Annotated in this window: 26 protein-coding genes and 1 tRNA gene; 6 read left to right on the top strand and 21 right to left on the bottom strand. The window is 57.2% G+C overall.

Annotated elements, in window-relative coordinates:
* Nucleotides 1–163: 163 nt before the first annotated feature.
* Nucleotides 164–733, top strand: a complete 570-nt coding sequence (locus ACN0TS_RS07840; RefSeq protein ID WP_417258794.1) for a YcbK family protein — start codon at nucleotides 164–166, stop codon at nucleotides 731–733.
* Nucleotides 734–905: 172 nt separating this feature from the next.
* On the opposite strand, the gene ACN0TS_RS07845 is transcribed toward ACN0TS_RS07840, so the two are convergent.
* From ACN0TS_RS07845 to ACN0TS_RS07910, 14 genes are all read right to left on the bottom strand, one after another.
* Nucleotides 906–1,577, bottom strand: coding sequence for a cytochrome b/b6 domain-containing protein (locus ACN0TS_RS07845; RefSeq protein ID WP_417258795.1), 672 nt, complete (start codon nucleotides 1,575–1,577; stop codon nucleotides 906–908).
* Nucleotides 1,574–3,247: a tetrathionate reductase family octaheme c-type cytochrome gene (locus tag ACN0TS_RS07850; RefSeq protein ID WP_417258796.1), complete on the bottom strand. Its 1,674-nt coding sequence runs from the start codon at nucleotides 3,245–3,247 to the stop codon at nucleotides 1,574–1,576. Before ACN0TS_RS07850 ends, ACN0TS_RS07845 begins: the two co-directional genes overlap by 4 nt.
* A 169-nt stretch (nucleotides 3,248–3,416) precedes the next feature.
* Nucleotides 3,417–3,493: transfer RNA gene (locus tag ACN0TS_RS07855), tRNA-Arg, on the bottom strand.
* A gap of 67 nt (nucleotides 3,494–3,560) precedes the next feature.
* Nucleotides 3,561–4,778, bottom strand: coding sequence for a cysteine desulfurase (locus ACN0TS_RS07860; RefSeq protein ID WP_417258797.1), 1,218 nt, complete (start codon nucleotides 4,776–4,778; stop codon nucleotides 3,561–3,563).
* Nucleotides 4,779–4,783: 5 nt separating this feature from the next.
* Nucleotides 4,784–5,272, bottom strand: coding sequence for a YIP1 family protein (locus tag ACN0TS_RS07865; protein ID WP_417258798.1), 489 nt, complete (start codon nucleotides 5,270–5,272; stop codon nucleotides 4,784–4,786).
* A gap of 3 nt (nucleotides 5,273–5,275) precedes the next feature.
* Nucleotides 5,276–6,571, bottom strand: coding sequence for a Fe-S cluster assembly protein SufD (gene sufD / locus ACN0TS_RS07870; RefSeq protein WP_417258799.1), 1,296 nt, complete (start codon nucleotides 6,569–6,571; stop codon nucleotides 5,276–5,278).
* Nucleotides 6,571–7,335: a Fe-S cluster assembly ATPase SufC gene (gene sufC, locus ACN0TS_RS07875; RefSeq protein WP_417258800.1), complete on the bottom strand. Its 765-nt coding sequence runs from the start codon at nucleotides 7,333–7,335 to the stop codon at nucleotides 6,571–6,573. The genes sufD and sufC overlap by 1 nt, the downstream gene beginning before the upstream one ends.
* Nucleotides 7,336–7,471: 136 nt before the next feature.
* Entirely contained in the window at nucleotides 7,472–7,741 is a 270-nt protein-coding gene (locus ACN0TS_RS07880) for a hypothetical protein (RefSeq protein WP_417258801.1), read from the bottom strand.
* Between the two features lie 144 nt (nucleotides 7,742–7,885).
* Nucleotides 7,886–8,455, bottom strand: a complete 570-nt coding sequence (locus ACN0TS_RS07885) for a hypothetical protein (protein ID WP_417258802.1) — start codon at nucleotides 8,453–8,455, stop codon at nucleotides 7,886–7,888.
* Between the two features lie 125 nt (nucleotides 8,456–8,580).
* Nucleotides 8,581–8,793: a hypothetical protein gene (locus ACN0TS_RS07890; RefSeq protein WP_417258803.1), complete on the bottom strand. Its 213-nt coding sequence runs from the start codon at nucleotides 8,791–8,793 to the stop codon at nucleotides 8,581–8,583.
* Nucleotides 8,790–8,942, bottom strand: a complete 153-nt coding sequence (locus tag ACN0TS_RS07895) for a hypothetical protein (RefSeq protein WP_417258804.1) — start codon at nucleotides 8,940–8,942, stop codon at nucleotides 8,790–8,792. Before ACN0TS_RS07895 ends, ACN0TS_RS07890 begins: the two co-directional genes overlap by 4 nt.
* A 117-nt stretch (nucleotides 8,943–9,059) precedes the next feature.
* The gene (gene sufB, locus ACN0TS_RS07900; RefSeq protein WP_417258805.1) at nucleotides 9,060–10,589 is read right to left on the bottom strand and encodes a Fe-S cluster assembly protein SufB; all 1,530 of its coding nucleotides are present in this window, start codon (nucleotides 10,587–10,589) and stop codon (nucleotides 9,060–9,062) included.
* Nucleotides 10,590–10,645: 56 nt separating this feature from the next.
* A complete protein-coding gene (locus tag ACN0TS_RS07905; protein WP_417258806.1) occupies nucleotides 10,646–11,692 on the bottom strand; it encodes a cysteine desulfurase family protein in 1,047 nt (348 codons plus the stop codon).
* A 15-nt stretch (nucleotides 11,693–11,707) separates the two neighbouring features.
* A complete protein-coding gene (locus tag ACN0TS_RS07910) occupies nucleotides 11,708–12,187 on the bottom strand; it encodes an Rrf2 family transcriptional regulator (protein ID WP_417258807.1) in 480 nt (159 codons plus the stop codon).
* Nucleotides 12,188–12,620: 433 nt separating this feature from the next.
* Between ACN0TS_RS07910 and ACN0TS_RS07915 the strand changes: the two genes are divergently transcribed.
* From ACN0TS_RS07915 to ACN0TS_RS07925, 3 genes are read left to right on the top strand one after another with little or no spacing between them, the layout of a single operon-like run.
* Nucleotides 12,621–13,274: an alpha/beta hydrolase gene (locus ACN0TS_RS07915; RefSeq protein ID WP_417258808.1), complete on the top strand. Its 654-nt coding sequence runs from the start codon at nucleotides 12,621–12,623 to the stop codon at nucleotides 13,272–13,274.
* A 13-nt stretch (nucleotides 13,275–13,287) separates the two neighbouring features.
* Nucleotides 13,288–13,557 carry a hypothetical protein gene (locus ACN0TS_RS07920; RefSeq protein ID WP_417258809.1) on the top strand — a complete coding sequence of 90 codons (270 nt, stop codon included), beginning with the start codon at nucleotides 13,288–13,290 and terminating at the stop codon, nucleotides 13,555–13,557.
* Entirely contained in the window at nucleotides 13,547–14,722 is a 1,176-nt protein-coding gene (locus tag ACN0TS_RS07925) for an HD domain-containing protein (RefSeq protein WP_417258810.1), read from the top strand. The genes ACN0TS_RS07920 and ACN0TS_RS07925 overlap by 11 nt, the downstream gene beginning before the upstream one ends.
* Here the strand turns inward: ACN0TS_RS07925 and ACN0TS_RS07930 are convergent.
* The 4 genes from ACN0TS_RS07930 to ACN0TS_RS07945 form a co-directional block, all read right to left on the bottom strand.
* Entirely contained in the window at nucleotides 14,719–15,141 is a 423-nt protein-coding gene (locus ACN0TS_RS07930) for a PaaI family thioesterase (protein WP_417258811.1), read from the bottom strand. The genes ACN0TS_RS07925 and ACN0TS_RS07930 overlap by 4 nt on opposite strands.
* Before the next feature lie 3 nt (nucleotides 15,142–15,144).
* Complete coding sequence (locus ACN0TS_RS07935; protein WP_417258812.1) at nucleotides 15,145–16,626, bottom strand: carboxypeptidase M32; 1,482 nt, start codon at nucleotides 16,624–16,626, stop codon at nucleotides 15,145–15,147.
* 1 nt (nucleotide 16,627) lies between these two features.
* Nucleotides 16,628–17,773 carry a heme A synthase gene (gene ctaA / locus ACN0TS_RS07940; RefSeq protein ID WP_417258813.1) on the bottom strand — a complete coding sequence of 382 codons (1,146 nt, stop codon included), beginning with the start codon at nucleotides 17,771–17,773 and terminating at the stop codon, nucleotides 16,628–16,630.
* A gap of 124 nt (nucleotides 17,774–17,897) precedes the next feature.
* Entirely contained in the window at nucleotides 17,898–18,686 is a 789-nt protein-coding gene (locus ACN0TS_RS07945; RefSeq protein WP_417258814.1) for an RNA methyltransferase, read from the bottom strand.
* Between the two features lie 190 nt (nucleotides 18,687–18,876).
* On the opposite strand from ACN0TS_RS07945, the gene ACN0TS_RS07950 reads away from it, so the two are divergent.
* Nucleotides 18,877–19,515 carry a thiamine phosphate synthase gene (locus ACN0TS_RS07950; protein WP_417258815.1) on the top strand — a complete coding sequence of 213 codons (639 nt, stop codon included), beginning with the start codon at nucleotides 18,877–18,879 and terminating at the stop codon, nucleotides 19,513–19,515.
* A gap of 6 nt (nucleotides 19,516–19,521) precedes the next feature.
* On the opposite strand, the gene ACN0TS_RS07955 is transcribed toward ACN0TS_RS07950, so the two are convergent.
* From ACN0TS_RS07955 to ACN0TS_RS07965, 3 genes are all read right to left on the bottom strand, one after another.
* Nucleotides 19,522–20,367 carry a lysophospholipid acyltransferase family protein gene (locus ACN0TS_RS07955; RefSeq protein ID WP_417258816.1) on the bottom strand — a complete coding sequence of 282 codons (846 nt, stop codon included), beginning with the start codon at nucleotides 20,365–20,367 and terminating at the stop codon, nucleotides 19,522–19,524.
* A complete protein-coding gene (locus ACN0TS_RS07960; RefSeq protein WP_417258817.1) occupies nucleotides 20,364–21,143 on the bottom strand; it encodes a GNAT family N-acetyltransferase in 780 nt (259 codons plus the stop codon). The genes ACN0TS_RS07955 and ACN0TS_RS07960 overlap by 4 nt, the downstream gene beginning before the upstream one ends.
* A 164-nt stretch (nucleotides 21,144–21,307) precedes the next feature.
* Nucleotides 21,308–21,613, bottom strand: coding sequence for a DUF3553 domain-containing protein (locus ACN0TS_RS07965; protein ID WP_417258818.1), 306 nt, complete (start codon nucleotides 21,611–21,613; stop codon nucleotides 21,308–21,310).
* Here ACN0TS_RS07965 and ACN0TS_RS07970 point away from each other — a divergent pair.
* Nucleotides 21,531–22,130, top strand: coding sequence for a histidine phosphotransferase family protein (locus ACN0TS_RS07970; RefSeq protein WP_417258819.1), 600 nt, complete (start codon nucleotides 21,531–21,533; stop codon nucleotides 22,128–22,130). The two genes, ACN0TS_RS07965 and ACN0TS_RS07970, sit on opposite strands and share 83 nt — an antisense overlap.
* Nucleotides 22,131–22,149: the final 19 nt, after the last annotated feature.

The following is a 22,149-nucleotide window of genomic DNA, read 5'->3' on the forward strand; positions in this document are numbered from 1 at the left end:
CCGACACTGCCATGTCGGTTCCCGCCGAGACCATAATTTACGCAAAACTGATGCGGATCAAAGTGGTGGTGGGAAATACGGTTAAGAATGTCGCAATAAGCGACGCTGTAAAAGACAGCCGCGTGAGGCGGGACTTAAGGTAAGCGACGGGACGCTGATAGATATGACGAAAAATGGTTCTAACGTGATTACACGGCGCGGAGTTTTGCGCGGATTCGCAGCAGCTACCCTTTCGGCAGCTCCAGTTTATGCCAACGCCGCGGGATTCCTTCGCGGCTCTGGCGATATTCGCCGCATCCGGATGTATTCGGGACGCACTGGCGAAAGCATTGACACGATCTACTGGATCGAAGGCGAGTATATCCAAGACGCCTTGAAAGAAGTGACCTACTTCATGCGCGATTGGCGCAACAACAAACTCAAATCAATTGATGCCCGCACCGTCGACATTATGGCGGCGGCACATGGGTTGATGGACGTGAACGAGCCTTACATGCTGTTGTCTGGCTACCGCTCCCCTGAAACCAATGCGATGTTGCGCGCCCGTTCGCGTGGTGTGGCCAAGAATTCGCTCCACATGAAAGGCCAAGCTGCCGATCTGCGTCTCAAGTCGCGTTCGGTCAATCAGATGGCCCAAGCCGCACAACAATGTTCCGCAGGTGGCGTTGGCAAATATCGCGGCTCCAACTTTGTTCACATGGATTGCGGCGTTGTCCGCTCATGGAACGGGTAACCGACCGACACATCGAGAAACGACAGTGAGGCACCTTCGGGTGCCTTTTTCTATGGGGCCTTATCAGGTCCATACCCGCAACAATTGCGAAGGCACGGTATCCGCGCATCAAGTGACGACAAAAAGGGCGGCCCCATGAGGCCGCCCTTTGTCAATTCCCCTACCCGCTCCTCTATTCGGCGGGTGTGACGGGTTTCAACCGATTTGGCTCGTTGGCTTCCAGATAGGCTTCCTGTGCAGGCGTGAGATCAATCTCGTCGTAACCCGTGACCATCGGTTTGACATGTGCGCGAAACCCGTGACCCGTGGTCAGCAGGTAAACGTGAACAATGATAAAGGCCAAGATGACATAGGCCGCCAACAGGTGGATATTACGCACCACTTGTAAAATCAGCGTCGCATCCGATCCACTATCCCAGAAATTATAGGTCAGGTAGATGATGCCGGAGACCCAGATAGCGGGAAACACAAACCACTTCAGACCGAAATAGGTCGCCGCTTGCAGCGGGTTATGCTTGCGCCAGAACACCTTCTTATAGGGAGCCTCTTCACCCTTGAAGATGCCATAGGCATAGTAGCGGGCCGTTTCCAACATCCCCTCGATTTTCGGGATGAACTGCCGCCATGTGCCTGTCGTGAACAGCCAGAATGTCGCAAAAACCCAGACCACCAAAAGCACGAGTGCGGCGATGGTGTGCAACATCACGGCTGGACCAAAAGGGATCAGATGATGCACGCCATTGAGGCCCAAACCCGTGAGCAATAGCACCCCGATCAACAATGCCTGAACCCAGTGCCATGCCCGCTCAAAGCGCGGATAGACTTTTACAATACGTTTGGTCATAGCTCTGTCCCTCCCGTGTGAGACGTGGATTTGCCGCGCGAGATCAGGCGTAAAATACCGTGCCCCGCAACACCCAAAAGGGTCAGAAGCACGAGCAGCCGCCCCAGTTGTCCGACGATGGACCCTGAATCGGTGCCGGGCATGACAACACCTGTGATCCCCGCAAGGCGCCCGTTTTCCACGTGGCACTCGGCACAATCAACAGCTTCCTCGGATGGCGCGACCATGTGGGTGATCGGCCAATACATATGTGTGTCGATGAACCCGAACTCGCCCGAATACTCCGAACCCGCCGCTTTCATCCCTGCCTCGATGGCTTTGCCCCAATCGAAGTTGGTCCAAAACGCGGTGTCCGTGGTTGGTCCCCACACATGGCTATAGGCCAGTTTGTTGAAGCCCGCGTCATAGGCCTGACGACCGATCATCTGTTTGAACGGCCAGATGCGGCTGTCTTCGCCATCGGGTGTGCCGAGAACCTTGTTGATCTCGACCACCTGGCTCGGGTCAATTGTCTCCTCGGGCAGTGTGTATTCAATCGCGCCGTTGAACCATGCGTAATAAGGCGTGACGTTCTCGCCCCATTTGAAATCGCCCTTGGTCGACAGGTAGGTGTGCAATTCAGCGCCATCGCTTTGGATGAAGTTATGCTCGGCAATCGGATTGCCCGCTTCGTTCAACCGCCCTGCTGTGGACCAATCCCAGAAGGTCTTGGTCGCGACACCGCCACGGGCAAAGGATGGAATATGACAGGTCTGACAGGCGACTTTGTCGACGTGATCGTTCAGCTTGACGCCCTTGATATTAATCGGGTGAGGCTCGACCCCGTGACAGCTTTCGCAGGACGCCGCATCGCGCCTCTCTCCGGGTTTGCCTGTGCCGATCTCATCTTTGGCATCTAGCAAATAACGCGAGCCCGCCCATGCGTGATCTTCCTCAACGTGGCAATCGGAACAGACCATATTGGCCCCGTCTTTGGACATATGCACATCAGTGTGAATGTCGGGATCAAAGAGCGCGGAGGACAGATCGCCGTGTTTTACGTTATCACCGCCACCGCCATAGAAGTGGCACTGACCACAGTTGTCGCGGTCAGGCATGCCGACGCTTTGCGCCGATTCCATCAGGTCCACGGCCCACGCCTTCTCCCCTGTGATGGTCTGCCCAGTGACGTCATCGCCAAGAGGCGGATGCCCCGCGCCCGTGGCGAGTTTGGTGTATTGGCCCGATTGGTCGTGACAGACCAAACAGTCCACAGCCGAGGATTGTTGCGGCGCGGGTTGGGTCATGTCGTCCCATCCGTAGCCCGCGTGACAGGAGGTGCATCGCGCCTCATTGCCCACAACGTTGCCACAAAACGCGTTTATGACTTTGGATTTTCCGAGCGTCTGCCCTGTGGCTTCATTCTCGAAACTCCACTCGAAGTGGATCGAGTGCATGGCTTGGTCATCGGCCTCGGTGTGACAGGTGATACAGGCCTCTGTCACCTCGGGACCGCTGGCAAAGGGCTTTTGCAGGATTTTGAATTTGGAGTGATCCGCAGTGGTCCCTGCCCATGAGGCCATTGGGGTGACAACCGATTCCGACGCCTCTTGCGCCTGTGCCTCACCCGCCATTGTGGTGATGGCCGCAAAGGCGGCAACGAGACCTGATTTTAGCCAGTGCGTGTGCATATAGCCCTCCTTCACGCAGACGACTCGCGCAATCGCGTGCGAAACACATTCACATCATTGAATGATTTTTGATGGAGATGTGCTTTGATCTAGCGCAAATGGGGCTTTGCTGCGCGGGACAGTGATAAGCTACAGTCCAAAATATATGGAGGACGTGGGGAGGAGTGTTTGGTGCACCCAGCAGGATTCGAACCTGCGGCCTCTGCCTTCGGAGGGCAGCGCTCTATCCAGCTGAGCTATGGGTGCGCACGGGCGTCTATAGGACACCGAAAGCGGCGGCGCAATCCGTTTTGACCGCGCCGCGACATCTCATTTAGGCAAAGAACTCACGACACAACTCCAAGGCCTCGATCAGACGATCGACCTCCTCTGTGGTGTTGTACATCGCAAACGACGCGCGGCAGGTGGCCGAGACACCGAATTGCGCCATCAAGGGCTGTGCGCAGTGATGCCCCGCGCGGACCGCAACGCCCTTTTTATCAAGCACGGTTGAGAGGTCGTGCGCATGTGCACCCTCCATCGTGAACGAATAAATCGCGCCTTTACCGACACTTGTCCCCTGAACACTGAGCCAGTTCAGCCCTTGCAGCCGTTCGGTTGCATAGCTGGCCAGTGTGGCCTCATAGGCGGCGATATTGTCCATGCCGATGCCCATGAGATAGTCAATCGCCACACCCATGCCGATGGTTTGCACGATACCGGGGGTACCTGCCTCGAACTTCATCGGCGGCTTGTTGTAGGTGACGGTGTCTTTTGTCACCACATCAATCATGTCACCACCGCCCATGAAGGGACGCATCTCGGCTTGGCGTTCGGCACGAATATAGATCGCACCAGACCCGCTTGGGCCATAGAGTTTGTGACCCGTGATCGGATAGAAATCACAGCCCAAATCCTGCACATCGACAGGGCCATGCACAGAGGCCTGACTGCCATCGACGAGCGTGGCGATGCCGAGGGCACGCGCCGCCGCACAGATGGATTTCACATCGACCTTGGCCCCCGTGACGTTGGACATATGGGTGACTGCTACCAGCTTTGTGGAGGCCGTCATCGCGGCGATGACCTTATCCGCGTCGAGCGACCCATCAGCCTCGGCATCCACCCATTTGAGGGTCACGCCCATGCGTTCTCGCAGGAAATGCCACGGGACAATGTTGGCATGATGCTCAAGCGTAGAGAGCAAAATCTCGTCGCCTGCCTTCAGGTTTTCCATCGCCCACGCATAGGCCACCAGATTGATGCCCTCGGTGGTGCCAGAGGTGAACACGATTTCATCCTCGGACCCTGCGTTCAAGAACCGCTGCACAATGGCGCGTACGCCTTCGTATTTGTCGGTCGCAAGGTTGGACAAAAAGTGTAAGCCACGGTGAACATTGGCATATTCATCCGAGTAGGCCTTGGTGATGGCGTCAATCACCACCTGCGGCTTTTGCGCGGAGGCGCCATTATCAAGATAGGTCAACGGCTGGCCGTTCACTTGGCGGGCAAGGATCGGGAAGTCGGCTCGTATTTTTTGAACGTCGAACATATCGGTTATCTTTCTCGTGGAAAGGCGACCTCTCGCAGGCCCGCCCCCCAAAATATCAAGAAGGCCACAAGCGCCAGAGCGCCCGTTATCGTGGCCGCTGGCCCCTGCCCTATGAAGCCCATTGTCAGCCCCCACAACAGCCAAAGCGGTGAAGCGGCCAAGAGCGGCCAAAAGGTCGCCATGCGCCCCTCATAGCCACTGGCCTTGCCGCCCATCAGGTTCAAAGCCGCCGTCAAAACAGCAGCCAAGACGTAGAACACCAAAGGCATCATAAACAGCCACGCCAAAAGCGCCCCGCCGAGTAACATCTGCACCTCTTGGCCCGTCACGAAAGCCTCGCGCGACAAACGCGGCCATTGCGCCACAAAGATCAGCCCGCAAGCGAGCATGAGCGTGACCAAGGCCCCGCCTTCGTTCTCGGTCGGGCCAAGGCGGTGACGCACCACCGCACCAGGGGCGCGGTAGGTGCGAATGATGTCAGCGGCAACGCCCAAGGATCAGCTCCCGTGCCGCGCAAGCCAGCCTTCGAGACGGGACAGGATATCCTCGGCAATCGCCGCGTCCTCGATCTCGTCAATGGCTTCGGCCAGAAACGCCAGCGTCAACAGGTTGGTGGCATCTTTGCGCGATACACCGCGCGACTGCATGTAGAACAACGCGGTCTCGTCGATGGCCCCAACCGTAGAGCCGTGGCTACAGATCACGTCATCGGCGTAAATCTCCAACTCGGGCTTGGCGAGGAACTGGCTGTCTTCATCAAGCAAAAGACCCTGAGAAATCTGGTAGCCGTCGGTTTTCTGCGCGCCGTCTTTGACGAGGATCTTGCCTTGGAAAATGCCTTTGGCGCCGTTGCGCAGCACCTTTTTGAACACCTGACGGCTTTCACCGCGCTCGGCGTCATGGGTGATAAACACGGTGTCATCGTGGTGAAATTCACCATCGCCCATTGCCGCGCCAGCCACATGGGCAACGCTGTCGTCGCCGTTGATCTCCAGATAGACCTCATTGCGCGTCAGCACACCGTTGGCGGTCATGGTAAAGGATTTCAACCGGCTCTCTTGGCCAAGTGTCGCAAACAGATGCGTCACCGCACGACGTTCATGGTCGCGGCCTTGGGTGCGGACATGGTGGAACGACGCGCCATCAGCGACCTCGACTTCCATCGTTTTGTTGAACCGTGCAGCAGCAGGACCGTTTTCAAGAATGGTCAGCTCGGCGTCTTTTTCGAGCTTGATCACATGGTGCAAAATCGCATCCGAGGTCTCGGAGGTGTGCAGGTAAATCAGGTTCACGGGGCGCGTGACCTTACCCGTAGCGCGGATCACCATGCCATCACTCGCAAAGGCGGTGTTCATCGTGGCCAAGGGACGTGCGACGGGCGTTTGCGATTTGATTTCGATCTTGCCGTAGAGGTCAGCCGCCCAATGAATGTCGGTCGCCAATGCATCAGCCAGAGACATAATTTCAAGGTTCTCACCCGTCAAATCATCGGAGGCCTCCGCGTCGAACACACCGTCCACAAAGACAATTTTCAACCGGTCAATCGCACCGAACATTGGCGCGTCATCATCGGCGAACACGGCGGCAGATGGGGCTGTGTCAGCCGTCAGCGTGTCAGGGCGCGTCCAACGCCAGTATTCGTCACGCCCTTCGGGCAGCCCCATAGACAACAGACGGTTGAGCGCGTCTTGACGGGCGTCATTCGCCCATCCTGCGCCCTGCGGCATCGCCATGCCCTGAACCCGCGCGGCCGTTGCGTCGAGTTTGCGTTGCAATTGTTGTGCGCGTTTCATTAGGCCTCTACCCCCTCGTCTTTGAGAATATCGGCGTAGCCATTGTGTTCGACTTCAAGCGCCAGTTCTGGCCCACCCGATTTGATGATACGGCCGTCGGCCATGATGTGCACCACGTCGGGTTTGATGTAATCCAGAAGACGTTGGTAGTGGGTAATAACCACGAAGGAGCGTTTGCCATCGCGCAGCGCGTTCACACCCTCGGCCACCAGTTTCATCGCGTCCACGTCGAGACCGGAATCTGTCTCGTCAAGAACGCAGACTTTTGGCTCAAGCATTGCCATCTGCAGAATTTCGTTGCGCTTTTTCTCGCCGCCCGAAAAGCCGACGTTGACGGGACGTTTGAGCATATCGGCGTCGATCTTCAGGCTCTTGGCCTTTTCGCGAACGACTTTGAGGAATTCACCTGCGGACAGTTCTTCTTCGCCACGGGCTTTGCGTTGCGCGTTCACAGCCGTGCGCAAGAAGGTCATGTTCCCCACGCCGGGAATCTCGACAGGGTATTGGAAGGCAAGGAAGATGCCCGCCGCCGCGCGTTCTTCTGGTTCCAGTTCCAACAGGTCCACCCCGTCCATCGTGACGGAACCTTCGGTCACCTCGTAACCATCGCGGCCCGACAGAACGTAGGAGGTTGTGGATTTACCTGAGCCGTTCGGACCCATGATGGCGTGAACTTCGCCTTCGCCGATAGTCAAATTGACGCCTTTGAGGATTTGCTTATCCTCTTCTTCAAGTTTGACGTTCAGGTTTTTGATTTCCAACATGTTTTATCCTTTCAACGAAGAACGGTCCGCGCGATCCCATCGGATCGGCGAACAGCTTTGTGCGTATTTTGTGTATGAGTGGCGGTTGCGGGCACGGTGTCGCGCTCGCAGATGTTACGGATGGCCTGTGACGGCGTTAGATGCCGACGTAGCGAATGTAACCGACAACGAGTACGCTCAGCAGACTGACTTTCATCAGTCCTGATTGCAGTCCTACTCGCATCAATTTCATTTTGGAGGGCCCTGAGCGTTCTTGCAGAGATTGGGCCTGTGTCACCTTCACCTTTTGTCGCTTGGGGGCATTGCTGTTTTGAACACCACAATAGACCGTCCCGAAGGTGTTGGGGCCACCCGCTTGAATGCGGGCGATACGGTCGGTGAACTGCGTCTTTTGCGTCATATCCATGAGGCTTTTGCACTCCTGCTCGGGGGATATCCCCGTGTTGGACTACACTTTGGCCGCCAAATGGGATCGAAATTGGACGAGACTGCGGCGATGTTAACAAAATTTTAGCTAACGTCGCGGAAGCCTCGCGGATTTCCGGCTCGATCAGATGTGGTAGCTGTGTCCGCGAAACTGCAACGTGCCCGCCTCGGTTGTCGATTGCACATTGGTCACCCAAGCAGGTGAGAACAGCCGCGCAAAGGGCGTTGGCATCGCGTGTACAACGTTGTGCATGGTCATGATCGCCAACAGAATACCCGCGAACTGTGCGCCCATCCGCTTGACCGCGGACAACGACAGCACTTCGCGCAGCAAAAATGCGACGGCGATAGCCAGAACGATGTTGAGCGTCAGGTCGATGTCCGGATGCAAGGTACTGCCCGACTGTCCCGACAGTTGGAACCGCAGAAACAGCGCGATAATCGCTGCCATCCAGCCCATAGAAAAGGCCAGAAGCACGGACAGAAACGGTGCGACCGCCGCGACGGGATCTTGGCGCCATTTCGAGCGTTTGGCGCGCCCGAGCAATTCCTCGTGGCGTTCGAGCATGGCGGCGAGGTGCTGATTGCGGGTAAACGTCCTGTTTTTCGACGGACCAGCAAGAGGGAGTTCCGTCCTCGACAGATGTCCGGTGGCGTTCAACCGTTGGTAAAAACGCAGGTGCGACCTTTCCATACTCAAACCCCTTGCAATGATATAACGCGCGACCCCACAGCCCGACGAATACCACCTCATTGCGGCGATATTCAGGCAGGGAGATCCCCGAGATATGAACATTAGGTGTCAACATTATGGAAAAATTAACCAAGTAGCCCTTTCAGAACGATGGCCACGAACCAAGCGCCCATCGACGCGAGAAACGCCGTGGCATAGACCGATCCGCGAAACAGCCAATCGGGATTGCTCCCAGAATTGCGACGGGAAATGGCGATGCCCACCAGTGCGCCAATAAAGACGCCAACGGCCACGCCCATCGTCGAGAGCGCCAGTGTGGGAAGCATATCAGGGGTCATGGCGTGTCGTCTTTCTTGTTGCTGTTGGCTTTCGTCTTTACCCGAAGGTACTGATATCGCGCAAAGAACAGTTGGAGGATCAGAAACACCGCCGCAAAAGACAGCGCTGTTCTCAAAAATCCGTCATTCACCCGCATAAGATAGCTCATGGACGCCTCTGCCTCAGACGGCATAAGCGCGGATAGGAACGGGAACAAAAGTCCCGCGATCACCGACGTCACCCACGCGCTGCGAAAATATGAGCTGCTCCAGAACCCTTGCATGGCTTAGCCTACGGAGCCTTCGAGGGAGATTGCGACAAGCTGTTGTGCTTCCATCGCAAATTCCATTGGCAGGGCTTGCAACACGTCTTTGCAGAACCCGTTGACGACCAAGGCCACGGCCTCTTCCTCGTCCATCCCGCGCGAGCGGCAATAGAACAGCTGATCGTCGTCCACCTTGGAGGTGGTGGCCTCGTGTTCGACGCGGCTCGAGTTGTTTTTCACCTCGATATACGGGACTGTATGCGCCCCGCAGTCCGACCCGATCAGCAAGCTGTCACACTGGGTGTAGTTGCGCGATTTTTTGGCTTTGGGGTGCATCGACACCTGACCACGGTAGGTGTTTTGCGCCTTGCCCGCCGAGATACCTTTGGACACGATCCGCGACTTGGTGTTCTTGCCCAAGTGGATCATCTTTGTGCCTGTGTCGGCCTGCTGCATGTTGTTGGTGATGGCGATGGAGTAGAACTCGCCTTGGCTGTCATCCCCGCGCAGAATACACGAGGGGTATTTCCACGTCACAGCAGAGCCGGTTTCGACCTGTGTCCACATCACCTTTGAGCGGTCGCCGCGACAATCTGCGCGTTTGGTTACGAAGTTATAGATGCCACCCTTGCCCTCTTCATCGCCGGGGAACCAGTTCTGCACGGTGGAATATTTCACCTCGGCATCTTCCTCGATGACAATTTCGACCACGGCGGCGTGCAACTGCGCCACGTCGCGTTTGGGGGCGGTACAGCCTTCAAGGTAAGACACAAATGAGCCCTTGTCGGCGATGATCAACGTGCGCTCGAACTGGCCTGTGTTTTCCGCGTTGATACGGAAATAGGTCGACAGTTCCATCGGGCAGCGCGTGTTTGGCGGGATGTAAACGAACGAACCGTCCGAGAAGACCGCCGAGTTCAGCGTCGCATAATAGTTGTCCGAAATAGGAACCACAGAGGCGAGGTATTTTTTGACCAACTCGGGATGCTCTTTGATCGCTTCCGAGATCGAACAGAAAATAACGCCTGCTTTTTCGAGTTCCTTTTTGAAAGTAGTACCGACAGAGACAGAGTCAAACACGGCATCCACAGCGACCTTGCGCTCGGAGTTGTCCCCGTCTGCGGGCACATTGCCGGCACCCTCGACACCCGCCAAAATCATCTGCTCTTTCAGGGAGATACCGAGTTTTTCGTAAGTGGCCAAAAGTTTGGGATCGACCTCATCCAGAGACTTTGGTTTGATCTCCATAGATTTGGGACGCGCGTAATAATACTGGTCCTGAAAATCAATTTCGGGATAGTCGATCATCGCCCAATCAGGCTCTTCCAGAGTGAGCCAACGGCGGAAGGCTTCAAGACGCCACTCCAACATCCATTCAGGCTCTTCGTTCTTGGCCGAAATCAAACGCACAATGTCCTCATTGAGACCTTTGGGCGCATAATCCATTTCGATGTCGGTTTCCCAACCGTATTTATAGGTGCCCGCAAGCGCCTGTACGGCTGCCACGGTTTCTTCTTCAACACCGTCTTTGACCTGAACGTCATCCACCATTTGGATGTCTCCTTCATGTGCGTATCTCGAGGCGCTATTTGGCCCCGTCGTTTATCTTATGCCGCCCGTTTTTTACGGGCATATGCGGCAAGCCAAGCCTCGGCAAACCGCTCAATCTCATCCATTGTCGTCTCGGGACCAAGCGATACACGCATGGCACAGGACGCCTCACTTTCGGAATATCCCATTGCACGCAAGACGCGGGACGCCTTGACCTTGCCACTGGAACAGGCCGACCCTGCGCTGACCGCAAAACCTGCCAAATCCATCTGCATCACCTGTGTCTCGCCCTTCCAGTCGGGCGTGATCAGACACATCGTGTTGGGCAGACGCGTCTGCCCCTTCCCTACACATATGGCTCCGCGCGTCTCACTCTCAAGATGCGCTTCCAAATGATCGCGCAATTGAGCCACAGGCTCCCAGACCCCATCGGCAAGCTGTTGCGCCGCAGCCTCTGCCGCCGCGCCAAATCCCGCGATGCCGATCAGGTTTTCTGTCCCAGAGCGCCGCCCCATTTCCTGACCGCCGCCGCGAATACGCGCCTCGACATCCAGACCTTGTTTGAGAACCAAGGCACCAACCCCTTTGGGGCCGCCGATTTTATGCGCCGAGATGAGCGCCATATCGCAGCCAAGCCAGTTGAACGCGACAGGCAGTTTCCCGAAGCCTTGCGTGGCATCCACCACGGCGAGACCGTCGGGTAGTGTCTGGACTATTCCCGTCTCGGAGTTGGCAAGTTGAACAGAACTTTTCTCGGGTTTTGAAACGGTTACAGCGCCAAATTCATCCACCGCAAGATCACGCACACCCCATGAGGATACCGCCTCATGTTCAACATCCGCACAATGCAAGTCGCGTCCCGTCATCGCCAGAGCCGCCGCTTCCGTCGCCCCAGAGGTAAACACAATATCCGCACCTGAGGCACCAAACGCCTCGGCCACTTGACCACGCGCCCGCTCCATAATCCCCTTCGCCGCTCGTCCTTCGGCATGGACGGAGGACGGATTCCCGACGACGTCCATCGCCGCAATCATGGCGTCACGCGCCACCTGCGCCAAGGGCGCGGTCGCGTTGTAATCAAGATATGTGCGCAAGGTTTTCAAGAGGCGACTTTCAACTTAGGACGCGGGAGCGGCTGGCTCTTCGTCCACCACTTCGAACAGGTGCGGCACCGCAGGGCATGGGCGCAATTCGTTTTGCACCACATCGGCCAAACGGGTCTGGTGCAAGAACACGTAGACATGCGCGGAGAGGCCTTCCCAAAGACGGTTGGTCATGGATTGCGCACGACTTCCCGAAATACCACCGGAGGCACCCGCACCCGTGTGCATGGCTGACACCGTCTCATCGACTGCCGACAGAATATCGGACACGCGGATTTCCGACGCGGGGCGCGCCAATTTGTACCCGCCTCCTGGACCACGCACAGAGGCGACCAATTCGGCGCGACGCAGTTTGACGAACAGTTGCTCCAGATAGGGCAAGGAAATATCCTGACGCTTGGATATCTCTGCGAGGGACAACAGTTGCCCCTCGTTTAGCAGCGCCAAATCTGTGAGGGCGACCATCGCGTAACGGCCTTTTGTCGAAAGTTTCATTCCAAACCCATCCTAAACTGCGTCACATTCAACGCCGACTTACGTCCGCATCTCCCATCCGCGCCTTGACCTTTCTCAGGTCGCGCGATTTTTGTGTCAAAATGCGCAACACTCGAAGCCAAAACCCGACCATTGCACCGTCCAAAAGCACTCATTGACCATGCTTGTGCCGAATCTGGTCTCTTGAACGCAAAATTCGGCGCAAAAACATTGACGTAAGCGACATGGCCCCTTACCTGATTAACATCCTGCGCCGGACCTAGACGGACGACATCAGACTATTTAGAACGCTTCTAAATAACCTGAGCAATTTCGTCAACTATAAAGCGGTTCATCAGCAGACACGAGTGCAAAAGCATATGCCGATATGGCACGTCCCTACCGCATATAACATGCGCCGCACATGGGACGACATGAGGAGACAGGGACCGACATGCCCGAAGTAATTTTTCCCGGCCCAGAAGGCCGTCTGGAAGGCCGATACCACCCGCAACGCGAAAAAGATGCGCCAATTGCGATCATCCTTCATCCACATCCGCAATTTGGCGGCACGATGAACAACCGCGTCGTCTACAATTTGCACTACGCTTTCCACAACATGGGCTTCACCGTGCTGCGGTTCAATTTCCGTGGCGTGGGCCGCTCTCAGGGTGAATACGACCAAGGGGTTGGCGAGCTGTCAGATGCGGCCTCCGCGCTTGATTACCTGCAATCACTGAACCCGAACGCAAAACATTGCTGGGTTGCGGGCTTCTCCTTTGGCGCGTGGATCGGTATGCAATTGCTGATGCGCCGCCCCGAGATTTCCGGCTTCATCTCTGTAGCTCCACCCGCCAACATGTATGACTTCTCGTTCCTGGCACCCTGCCCGTCGAGCGGTCTGATCATCAACGGCACCGCCGACCGTGTGGCCCCACCCAAAGACACCGATACGCTTGTGGGCAAACTGCACGAGCAAAAAGGGATCACCATCACCCACACCGAGATTGAGGGCGCTGGCCACTTCTTTGAAGATCCACATATGGACGAGATGATCGGCCACGTAGACGGATATGTGCGCCGTCGCCTGACGGAAAACACGCGCTAAGGAGCCGTATTCTATGGGTATCACAGAAGATCTGGCCGACGCCCTTGCCAAAGACACCATTGAGGCCTTGGACCTGTTCGAGGACGAGCAGTTGATTCAGGACGTCGCACGGGTGATCGGCGCGGGGTCCATGACCACACAGGAGGCATTCTTGACCGCCGCCCGTGTGCGTCTGTCGGAAAAACGTGGGCGTGAATATCTGCTCCAACGCATTGCGGAAGCCAAACAGGGGAAAGCCGCCACTGCGCCGCCCCCTTCTCCAGAGGACGACATTGAATACTGACACGCAGCAGCCCCGCCTAGAGCAACAGTTTGCCTTTCTGATGGAGGCGGACAGTCTCAAATCGGTACTGCGCGCCAATCAGCTCATGGACCGTTCGCGGTTCGAGAATTCCGCCGAACACAGTTGGCACGCCTGTCTGGCCGCCCTCGTTTTCGCCCCCTTAGCCGCCGACGATGTCGATCTGAACCGCGTGCTTGAGATGTTGATCCTGCACGATCTGGTGGAAATCGACGCGGGCGACCATCCGATCCATATTTCCCATGATCCCGCCTCCGTGGCCGCTCTTGAGGCGGCTGCTGCGGATCGGCTCTATGGGCTTTTGCCAATGGAACAAGGCGCTGCGTTTCGCGCCACGTGGGAAGAATTCGAGGCGATGCAGACGCCGACCGCCCGCTATGCCAAAGCCATCGATTTTCTGGCCCCAGCGTTGCAGTGCATCGGCGCGCCCGAGCAGTTGGACGAAGAACGCGGCATCGTTGAGCGCAACCTGAGAGAGGGGCGCGCCACCAAGACCGAAGCCATCCTGCCCGACCTCTACGCCTTTACCAAAGCCGCCTTTGAGGGCTCCGCGACTGACCCTGTGATGCAGGCACGGTTCGCGTTCTGGTGTGAGGCGGATCGTCTTAAACTGGTGCTGCGGGCCACGCCGATCCTTGATGGCTCGCGCCCTGAAAATTCGGGGGAGCATTCGTGGCACGTCATGCTCTACGCGCTCACCTTGTTCACCCATGCCCACGCCGAAATTGATCTGGGCCGCGCGATCCAGATGATGCTCTTGCACGACATTGTCGAAGTCGACGCAGGCGACACACCGATCCACGGCGCCGTCACACCAGAAGCCCAAGCCGCCCAAGAGGCCGCCGAGATCAAAGCCGCTGATCGTCTATTCGGCCTGTTGCCTGATGGCGAAGGCGCGGCCCTGCGGCGCATTTGGGAAGAGTTCGAAGCAGCGCAAACATCAACAGCGATTTACGCCAAAAGCATCGACCGCGCTCAACCTGTGCTGCACAATCTGGCCAATGACGGCGGGTCATGGCGCGCCTACGATGTGACACTTGAGCAACTCGAAACGCGTGTGGGCGATAAGGTTGCACGGGGCGCCCCTGCCCTTTGGCCATTCATTCGCTCTCAGGTCGCTCCGTGGTTCACGGCAAATTGCGCCTAGCGTTTCGGCGGGATGGCGTAGGTCAGTGAGGCTTGCGCCAACACGTCATCGCTGCCTGCGTTCCTGATCGCCACTTGCCCGACTGCGAGATTGCGTCCGAGTTTCAGGATCGTTGCCTCGCCATAGATCGGTTCGCCGCCTTCGGGTTTGCGCATAAAATCAATGTGCGCATTGGTGGTCACGGCCAAGGCCACAGGGCCAATGCGCGACAGGATCGCAAAATACAGCGCCACATCGGCCAACATGAACATCGACGGGCCCGACACCGTCCCACCCGGACGCAAATGCGCCTCGGTGGGGATGAGTTTGAGTGTCACGCAGTCCTCACGCACCTCATGGACGCTCAGGACATCAGCGACCTGCGCAAACTCTTGCGCCATAAAGGCCTCAATGGCCGCTTTATCCATAACCAGGGCCATAGATTAGAATCCGTAAATCGCGCCGAATTTCTCTTCGAGATAGGTCAGAAGCGGCGCTTCCGAGGGCGCAAAGCCACAGGCGTGCTCAATGGTATCGCGTGGCTCACGCAGCCCGCCGAACTGTTGCAGGTTCTGACCGAGCCAAGCCGTCGCCGCTCCCGTGTTGCCCTGCGCCAACTGCGCGTCGAGATCGGGAAGCGCCGACCGCATCGCTTGGTGCAAACAGCCTGCATAGACGTTGCCGAGCGAATAGGTCGGGAAGTAGCCGAACAGGCCAACGGGCCAATGGACATCTTGCAAACAGCCGTTGGAAATCTTGTCGACCTTATAGCCGAAATCGGCCTCGAACCGCGCGTCCCATGCTTCGGGCAGATCCGCGACTTCGAGATCACCGGAGATGATCTGGCGCTCCAGATCGAAGCGCAGCAAGACGTGCAGGTTATATTGGACCTCATCGCTCTCGGTGCGGATGAAGCCTTTGGTGACGCGGTTCACAGCGGCGAAAAAGCCCGCTTCGCTGTCGATCCCGAAATCACCGAACACATCACGCATCCGTCCGTAAAGGTAGGAGGTGAAGGCTTGCGAGCGGCCCAACTGGTTTTCATAAATCCGCGACTGGCTTTCATGCACGCCCATCGACACGCCAGCGCCCAGAGGCGTCAGCAGATAGTCGTCGGAGATATTTTGTTCGTAGCAGGCGTGACCCACTTCATGGATGGTGGAATACAGACAGTTGAACGGGTCATTTTCCGAGGTGCGCGTGGTGATGCGCACATCATGGCCAGAACCGCTTGAGAACGGGTGAACGGCCTTATCAATCCGCCCGAGGTTGAAATCATAGCCGAAGGTTTTGGCAATCTCGGTGGAGAGCGCGAGTTGCGCCGCCTCGTCAAACGATCCACTTACGCCCTTGGGCTGATCCGCGCCCATGATTTTGTCACGCAGAGCCACAAGGCGCGGACGCAAAGCGCCGAACATCGCGTCGAGGTCTGCACCAGACGAGCCGGGTTCATAATCTTGGTGCAGCGCATCCCACAGATCAAACTCCGTCCCCTCCTGCAAAGCCGCAGCCTCTTCGCGGCGCAGGCGCACGACCTCTTCAAAGGTGGGCGCAAAAGCGGCGAAATCCTCTGCCGCACGTGCCTGAGCCCAGACGCCTTGCGCCATGGATGTTACGCGGGCCAATTCAGATGCGAGACGTGCGGGCACTTTGGTGTTGCGGGCGTAAGAGCGCGAGATATGGCGCAGGTTGGCTTGTCCGACAGCATCGAGTGCATCCGAGTCAATCGCGGCAAGCCATTCGCCAATGCGCGGGTCCACACGGCGGGCGTGTAGCACACCCTCAAGGGCGGCAAACTCCTCGCCACGTTGCTCAACCGCGCCACGCGGCATCATCGTCTCTTGGTCCCACCCGAGGCGTCCCGCGATTTGGGCCAAGGCCTGTGTTTCTCGGTCAAACGCCATCAAATCATTGTATGCGGACATATTAGAGGCCCTCCCGAACGGATTGTTGTGTGGGATAGCGGCTCATAAACCGCGCCCGCAAGATGAGAACGAAGAGGACAACCGCCCCCACTTGGTGCGCAAGCCCGAGTGCGAGTGGAGCGCCGTAGAGCACGGTTACGATGCCCAAGACCACCTGCGCGAGCAAAGCCGCACCCATCATGTTAAACGCCGCCACCGTGGCACGGTTCGCGGATTTGCGCCCTTTGAGCCATGTGATAACGCCAAAGATAAACAGCAGATAACCCGACACGCGGTGAATGAACTGCACCGTCGCAGGATTTTCAAAGAAGTTGCGCCACACGGGCGTCAATTCAAACGGATCAGGCGGCAGGATCTGTCCGCCCATCAGCGGCCAATCGGTATAACCGCGCCCTGCGTCGATCCCTGCAACCAATGCGCCGAGCAGGATTTGCAGGAAGGCGAAATGCAACATCCCCGTGGACAGGCTGAACAGTTTGGCGTCCGCTGAACGCCGCGCCTGCAACATCTGTGCCTCGGTGCGGCCCAACTGAAAGACGAACCATGCGATAAATCCGAGAATCACAAAAGCCAGACCAAGGTGCGTGGCCAGTCGGTAAGAGGCGACATCGACCATCTCGCCCTCAAGGCCCGAAGCGACCATCCACCAACCGATTGCACCCTGTAATCCACCCAAAGCGCCAATCAGGAACAGTCGTGGATACCACCCCGTTGGCACTTTGCGCGCAAGGGCAAAGCCCAGAAACCCAAAAGCCCAGACCAGACCAATGGTGCGGCCAAGCTGACGGTGGCCCCATTCCCACCAGTAAATCTGTTTGAATTCGGAGAGGGACATGCCCTCGTTTTGCAACACGTATTCGGGGCTGCTTTGGTATTTCGCAAACTCGTCTGCCCACGCCTCGGTGGACAAGGGCGGCATAGCTCCCGTGACGGGTTTCCACTCGGTGATGGACAGGCCACTGTCTGTCAAGCGCGTCAAACCGCCCACGGCAATCATCGCCATGACCATTGCAAAGAGAACGAACAGCCAGATACGGATCGCGCCGCGCGCGCCCTGCCCGTGCTTGTCGATCAAGCCGCCGCGTGGTGCGGGTGTTGGTTTGTCTGCTGTGCTGACGTCTTCGAAGATCGAGCGTTTCTGCGCCATGGTTCGGCCCCTCATTTTATCTTGCCGTGAACCTAGGCAGCAGCACGACGAAGGGCAACACCTTGCGGGTGATTTGCCTCGCTCTCAGAGGCAGAAAAAGTGTCGCGGGCAGAACGCGGCGCGCCTAACCGCGTTCTTTCCAGCGTTTCATCTGGCGCATCATGCCGTGGAACACCTGCACATCGGCGCGGGTCAGTGGCATCCGGCTCCACATATTGCGCAGAACCGCCTTCATCGAAGCCGCTTTATCCTCAGGATAGAACAGCCCTGCAGCCTCAAGCGTTTCCTCGTAGTGATCTGCGAGCTTTTGAACCTCGACCAGACCCGCCCATTCTGTGCTGGCCATCATCACCACTTCGGGCACCACCTCGGTGGTTTGGCGCTGCCATTCATAGGCGTTGAGCAACACCGCCTGCGCGAGGTTGAGCGAGGGAAACTCGGGGTTCACGGGGATGGAGATGAGCGCATTGGCTTGGATCACATCGTCGTTCTCAAGGCCCGCGCGCTCTGGTCCGAACAACACGCCGACCTTGCCGCCTTGGGCGCGAATGGCGCGGGCGTGTTCCATGGCCCGCTCAGGGCTCATCACGGGTTTGGTGATGTCGCGCATCCGCGCGGTGGTGGCAAAGACGTAATCGCAATCGGCAATTGCATCTTGCACGCTGTCGTAATGCCCTGCTTCGTCGAGTAATCGCCCTGCCCCCGAAGCCATCGCCACGGCGCTTTCGCTTGGCCAACCGTCACGCGGAGCCACAACGCGCATCCGATCAAGGCCGAAGTTCCACATCGCACGGGCCGCCCCGCCGATATTCTCGCCCATCTGTGGTCGCACGAGAATGAATGCTGGCGTGGGACCGAGCAGTTTGGGATCAGAAACGTCGATCTCATCGGTGTTAGACACAGGGTTGGACATTGGCACTTTCCGTTGGACAGGTGTTTGCGCGTGATAGGATGGACGGCCCAACCATGCAAGAGAGGTTCTTGTGGCAGGCGCCAATCGAGGGGGGCGCATAGATCCCCTGTAAATCACCCGTGCGCAAACTCTTCCGCCCACAGGAGAATACCGTTATAGCAGTGCAAAACGCCCCATGAGGATGACCCACATGTCCGATCAGCCCAATTCCGACGCTCTTGACCGCCCACAGATTTATCTCATCACCCCTGCCGCTTTTGACGTCGACACCTTCCCCGCGCAATTGAGCGCGGTTTTGGATGCACATGAGATTGCCTGTGTGCGTCTCGCTCTGGCGACCAAGGACGAAGAGACCTTGGGCCGTGCGGCCGATGCCTGCCGCGAAGTGTGCCACGCCCGCGACGTGGCGATTGTGATCGACAGCCATGTGGCCTTGGCCGAGCGTCATGGGCTTGATGGCGTGCATCTCACCGATGGCGCACGCACCATTCGCAAAGTCCGCAAGACCTTGGGCGATGACGCCATTGTCGGCACCTATTGCGGGGCGTCGCGCCATGACGGCATGACCGCAGGTGAGATTGGCGCGGATTACATCGCCTTTGGCCCCGTGGGCGATACCGATCTGGGCGATGGCACCAAAGCGGAAAAAGAACTGTTTGCGTGGTGGTCGGAAATGATCGAAGTACCCGTTGTGGCCGAAGGCGCTCTGACGGTCGACATCGTGCGTGATCTCACATCTGTCACCGACTTCTTTGCCGTTGGTGAGGAAATCTGGGCCACTGACGATCCTGTGGGCGCCCTTGGCGCTTTGATCGCGGTCATGTCGTAGACGCGATTATACGTCCAGATATTCTTTGGGAGTCTCAGGCAGGCCGCTGCGCACGGCCTGCTCACACAGGCGCGCCATCTCTTTGCGATCGTCCACATCGGCCACTGCAATCGGATCGTGGAAAGTTACATGCACATGGCCCTGACGTGGAGCTTTGAACACCTTGATCAAGGACGGGACAAATTCCATGTTGCCCCACCACCCGTAAAACCGTGGCTCTTCGCCCGTTGGGGCGACATAAGCCACGGAGACGGGTTGAACATAGACCTCGTCGCGCAATTCGGGTGCAAAAAACGCGGCAAACAGGGTCGGTTTGAACGGCAAGACCCTGAGACCATCGCTTGAGGTGCCTTCAGGGAAAAACAACAGCTTATGCCCCATATGAAGACGCTCCTCGAACATCTGCTTTTGCACGGCGGCGTCTTTGCGGTCACGTTTGATAAACACAGTACCCGCGGCCTTAGCCATTGGTCCTATGCCTGCCCAATTGGCCACTTCCGCTTTCGAGACAAAGAAAATTCGCTGCACGGCGTTGAGGACGAAAATGTCGAGCCAAGCGGAATGATTGGCCACCACCGCGCCGTGGTGGCGCATCGGTTGCCCCGTGACCTCTAAACCAATCCCCAACAGACGTAGGGCATTGCGCGACACAAACCGCGGAAAGACCGACGACCACGGGCGTCTTGCCCCTTTGAACAGACGCTCCACAGCGCGGGTCAGCATCATCAGCACGAGACACAGCACAATCATCACGAGGATCGGCACACCGCGCCGCACCATCCGCCACGTTCCTCCCGCAACAGGTGTGACTTCCGCTGGCGGGATTTTGCTATCCCACATCGGATCGCTCATAGACCGTGCCCCTTGATATACATATCTTTTTGGCGCTGCGGGATTTGCGTGGTGTCAAGGATCAGACATACATCGACGGTATTGAACGCCCTGTCGATAAAAGCCCCCTCGCCCACGGTTCCACCGGTGCGCAGATAGGCCTTGATCAACGGCGGAATGGCCCGCATCGCTCTTGGGCGGTCGATCTGCTCTTCCGGGATCAGATCCATGTTTTGGTAGTGATCCTCAACCGCACGGACCCGCAGAGCTTCAGGGGCAAGGTGACGGTGATGGAGAAGCGACAGCGGTTCAGCCAGTTTCGCAATATCTGTCCCGTGAAAGGAAGCTACCCCAAAGAGCACGTCATAGCCGCCCTCAAACACGAATTTGGCCAGACCCGCCCACATATGGAACAGGGCCGTACCGCCACGATAATCGGGGGCCACACAGGACCGGCCAAGTTCAAGCAACTGCTTTCCCGAGGCTTTGAGCACCGAGAGATCATATTCGCCCTCGGTATAGAAACTTCCCAATTTTTCAGCCGTCTCCCCCGTCAACAAACGGTAGACGGCCACGCATTGCTCTAAAGGGTCATCCGAGCGAGCGCGGTCCAACAACATCAGATGTTCATAGTGGGGATCGTATTCATCGCGTTCCAATTGCAGAGCATGGTCCACCATATCCCCATCGGAGCCAAGCTCCTCAACGAAGACGCGATAGCGCAGCCGTTGGGCCGCCCTTAAATCTGCGTCGCTCTTGGCAAAGCGCAGTTCGAACTGCGGCTGCTGCTCATTCATAGTCTGAAATTCCGTTAAATGGGTGGACGGGTCTTACGGGCTTCGCCGCCCCAATGCAACAAAATGGTCAATTCTTCGCGGCAAATATCAACTTACAGTTGAATTAACTTGGGATTCACGCCACCCTAGGCTTATGGATGACGCCTCTTTGTGTCATTTCATGATCATTCATAAACGGGAAGGAGTGCAATGCGGGAACTGTCGATGACAACTTTCCCTTCATGCAGAAACATAACAGTTAGTTTACCATTTATGTTGGATTGTACCTGTCCTGTGCCCCACGCGTTTTGTGTCGGATGCCGGACCAGTTGGCCAGGTTCAAGCATAGCGTTCAAATCTTCTTTCATTCGTTCAAAACTCCAATCGTGCCCGTAGAAGGACCCCAAAATGCCCCAAGAGCACGCAACACAGATTGCCGCCCTCCTCGGCTCTCGTATCTGCCATGACCTCATTAGCCCAATCGGAGCCATTTCCAATGGCGTAGAATTGCTTGGCTTGTCTGGCACCACCGACAATTCCGAGCTTAGCCTTATCTCCGATAGTGTCGAGAATGCCAACGCACGGGTCAAACTATTCCGTATCGCCTTTGGGCAAGCCACCACAGGTCAAATGACGGGCGCCGCCGAAATGCGCTCCATATGCAAGGCGCTGGCCACCAACCGTCTCACCTATGACTGGGCCGTTGAGGACGATCAGCCGCGCGAAGAGGTCAAACTTGCCTGCCTCATGATGATGTGTATCGAAACGGCCATGCCGCGTGGTGGGGTGATACAGGTCAGCCACCATGACGGGCAATGGACGGTTGTGGCCCGCGCAGAACGCCTTGAGCCCGATCCCGCACTTTGGGCGCGTTTGGGATCAATCACCGAAGTCGACACACTCAAACCCGCACAAGTGCAATTTATCCTCGCCCCGCTTCAGGCCAATCTGATCGGGCGCCGTATCAAACACGGCGACCAAGACGGCGTTTTGATCTTGCAAGCCTGAGCGACATCACGCCCCTTAC

The sequence above is a fragment of the Celeribacter sp. genome, from assembly GCF_048266405.1.
Classification (GTDB): Bacteria; Pseudomonadota; Alphaproteobacteria; order Rhodobacterales; family Rhodobacteraceae; genus Celeribacter.

Coding starts and splice junctions, on each gene's coding strand:
- ACN0TS_RS07840 (WP_417258794.1), top strand. CDS start 164: ATGACGAAAAATGGTTCTAACGTGATTACACGGCGCGGAGTTTTGCGC.
- ACN0TS_RS07845 (WP_417258795.1), bottom strand. CDS start 1,577: ATGACCAAACGTATTGTAAAAGTCTATCCGCGCTTTGAGCGGGCATGG.
- ACN0TS_RS07850 (WP_417258796.1), bottom strand. CDS start 3,247: ATGCACACGCACTGGCTAAAATCAGGTCTCGTTGCCGCCTTTGCGGCC.
- ACN0TS_RS07860 (WP_417258797.1), bottom strand. CDS start 4,778: ATGTTCGACGTTCAAAAAATACGAGCCGACTTCCCGATCCTTGCCCGC.
- sufD (WP_417258799.1), bottom strand. CDS start 6,571: ATGAAACGCGCACAACAATTGCAACGCAAACTCGACGCAACGGCCGCG.
- sufC (WP_417258800.1), bottom strand. CDS start 7,335: ATGTTGGAAATCAAAAACCTGAACGTCAAACTTGAAGAAGAGGATAAG.
- ACN0TS_RS07880 (WP_417258801.1), bottom strand. CDS start 7,741: ATGGATATGACGCAAAAGACGCAGTTCACCGACCGTATCGCCCGCATT.
- ACN0TS_RS07885 (WP_417258802.1), bottom strand. CDS start 8,455: ATGGAAAGGTCGCACCTGCGTTTTTACCAACGGTTGAACGCCACCGGA.
- ACN0TS_RS07890 (WP_417258803.1), bottom strand. CDS start 8,793: ATGACCCCTGATATGCTTCCCACACTGGCGCTCTCGACGATGGGCGTG.
- ACN0TS_RS07895 (WP_417258804.1), bottom strand. CDS start 8,942: ATGAGCTATCTTATGCGGGTGAATGACGGATTTTTGAGAACAGCGCTG.
- sufB (WP_417258805.1), bottom strand. CDS start 10,589: ATGGTGGATGACGTTCAGGTCAAAGACGGTGTTGAAGAAGAAACCGTG.
- ACN0TS_RS07910 (WP_417258807.1), bottom strand. CDS start 12,187: ATGAAACTTTCGACAAAAGGCCGTTACGCGATGGTCGCCCTCACAGAT.
- ACN0TS_RS07915 (WP_417258808.1), top strand. CDS start 12,621: ATGCCCGAAGTAATTTTTCCCGGCCCAGAAGGCCGTCTGGAAGGCCGA.
- ACN0TS_RS07920 (WP_417258809.1), top strand. CDS start 13,288: ATGGGTATCACAGAAGATCTGGCCGACGCCCTTGCCAAAGACACCATT.
- ACN0TS_RS07930 (WP_417258811.1), bottom strand. CDS start 15,141: ATGGCCCTGGTTATGGATAAAGCGGCCATTGAGGCCTTTATGGCGCAA.
- ACN0TS_RS07935 (WP_417258812.1), bottom strand. CDS start 16,626: ATGTCCGCATACAATGATTTGATGGCGTTTGACCGAGAAACACAGGCC.
- ctaA (WP_417258813.1), bottom strand. CDS start 17,773: ATGGCGCAGAAACGCTCGATCTTCGAAGACGTCAGCACAGCAGACAAA.
- ACN0TS_RS07945 (WP_417258814.1), bottom strand. CDS start 18,686: ATGTCCAACCCTGTGTCTAACACCGATGAGATCGACGTTTCTGATCCC.
- ACN0TS_RS07950 (WP_417258815.1), top strand. CDS start 18,877: ATGTCCGATCAGCCCAATTCCGACGCTCTTGACCGCCCACAGATTTAT.
- ACN0TS_RS07955 (WP_417258816.1), bottom strand. CDS start 20,367: ATGAGCGATCCGATGTGGGATAGCAAAATCCCGCCAGCGGAAGTCACA.
- ACN0TS_RS07960 (WP_417258817.1), bottom strand. CDS start 21,143: ATGAATGAGCAGCAGCCGCAGTTCGAACTGCGCTTTGCCAAGAGCGAC.
- ACN0TS_RS07970 (WP_417258819.1), top strand. CDS start 21,531: ATGCCCCAAGAGCACGCAACACAGATTGCCGCCCTCCTCGGCTCTCGT.
- ACN0TS_RS07965 (WP_417258818.1), bottom strand. CDS start 21,613: ATGGCTCCGATTGGGCTAATGAGGTCATGGCAGATACGAGAGCCGAGG.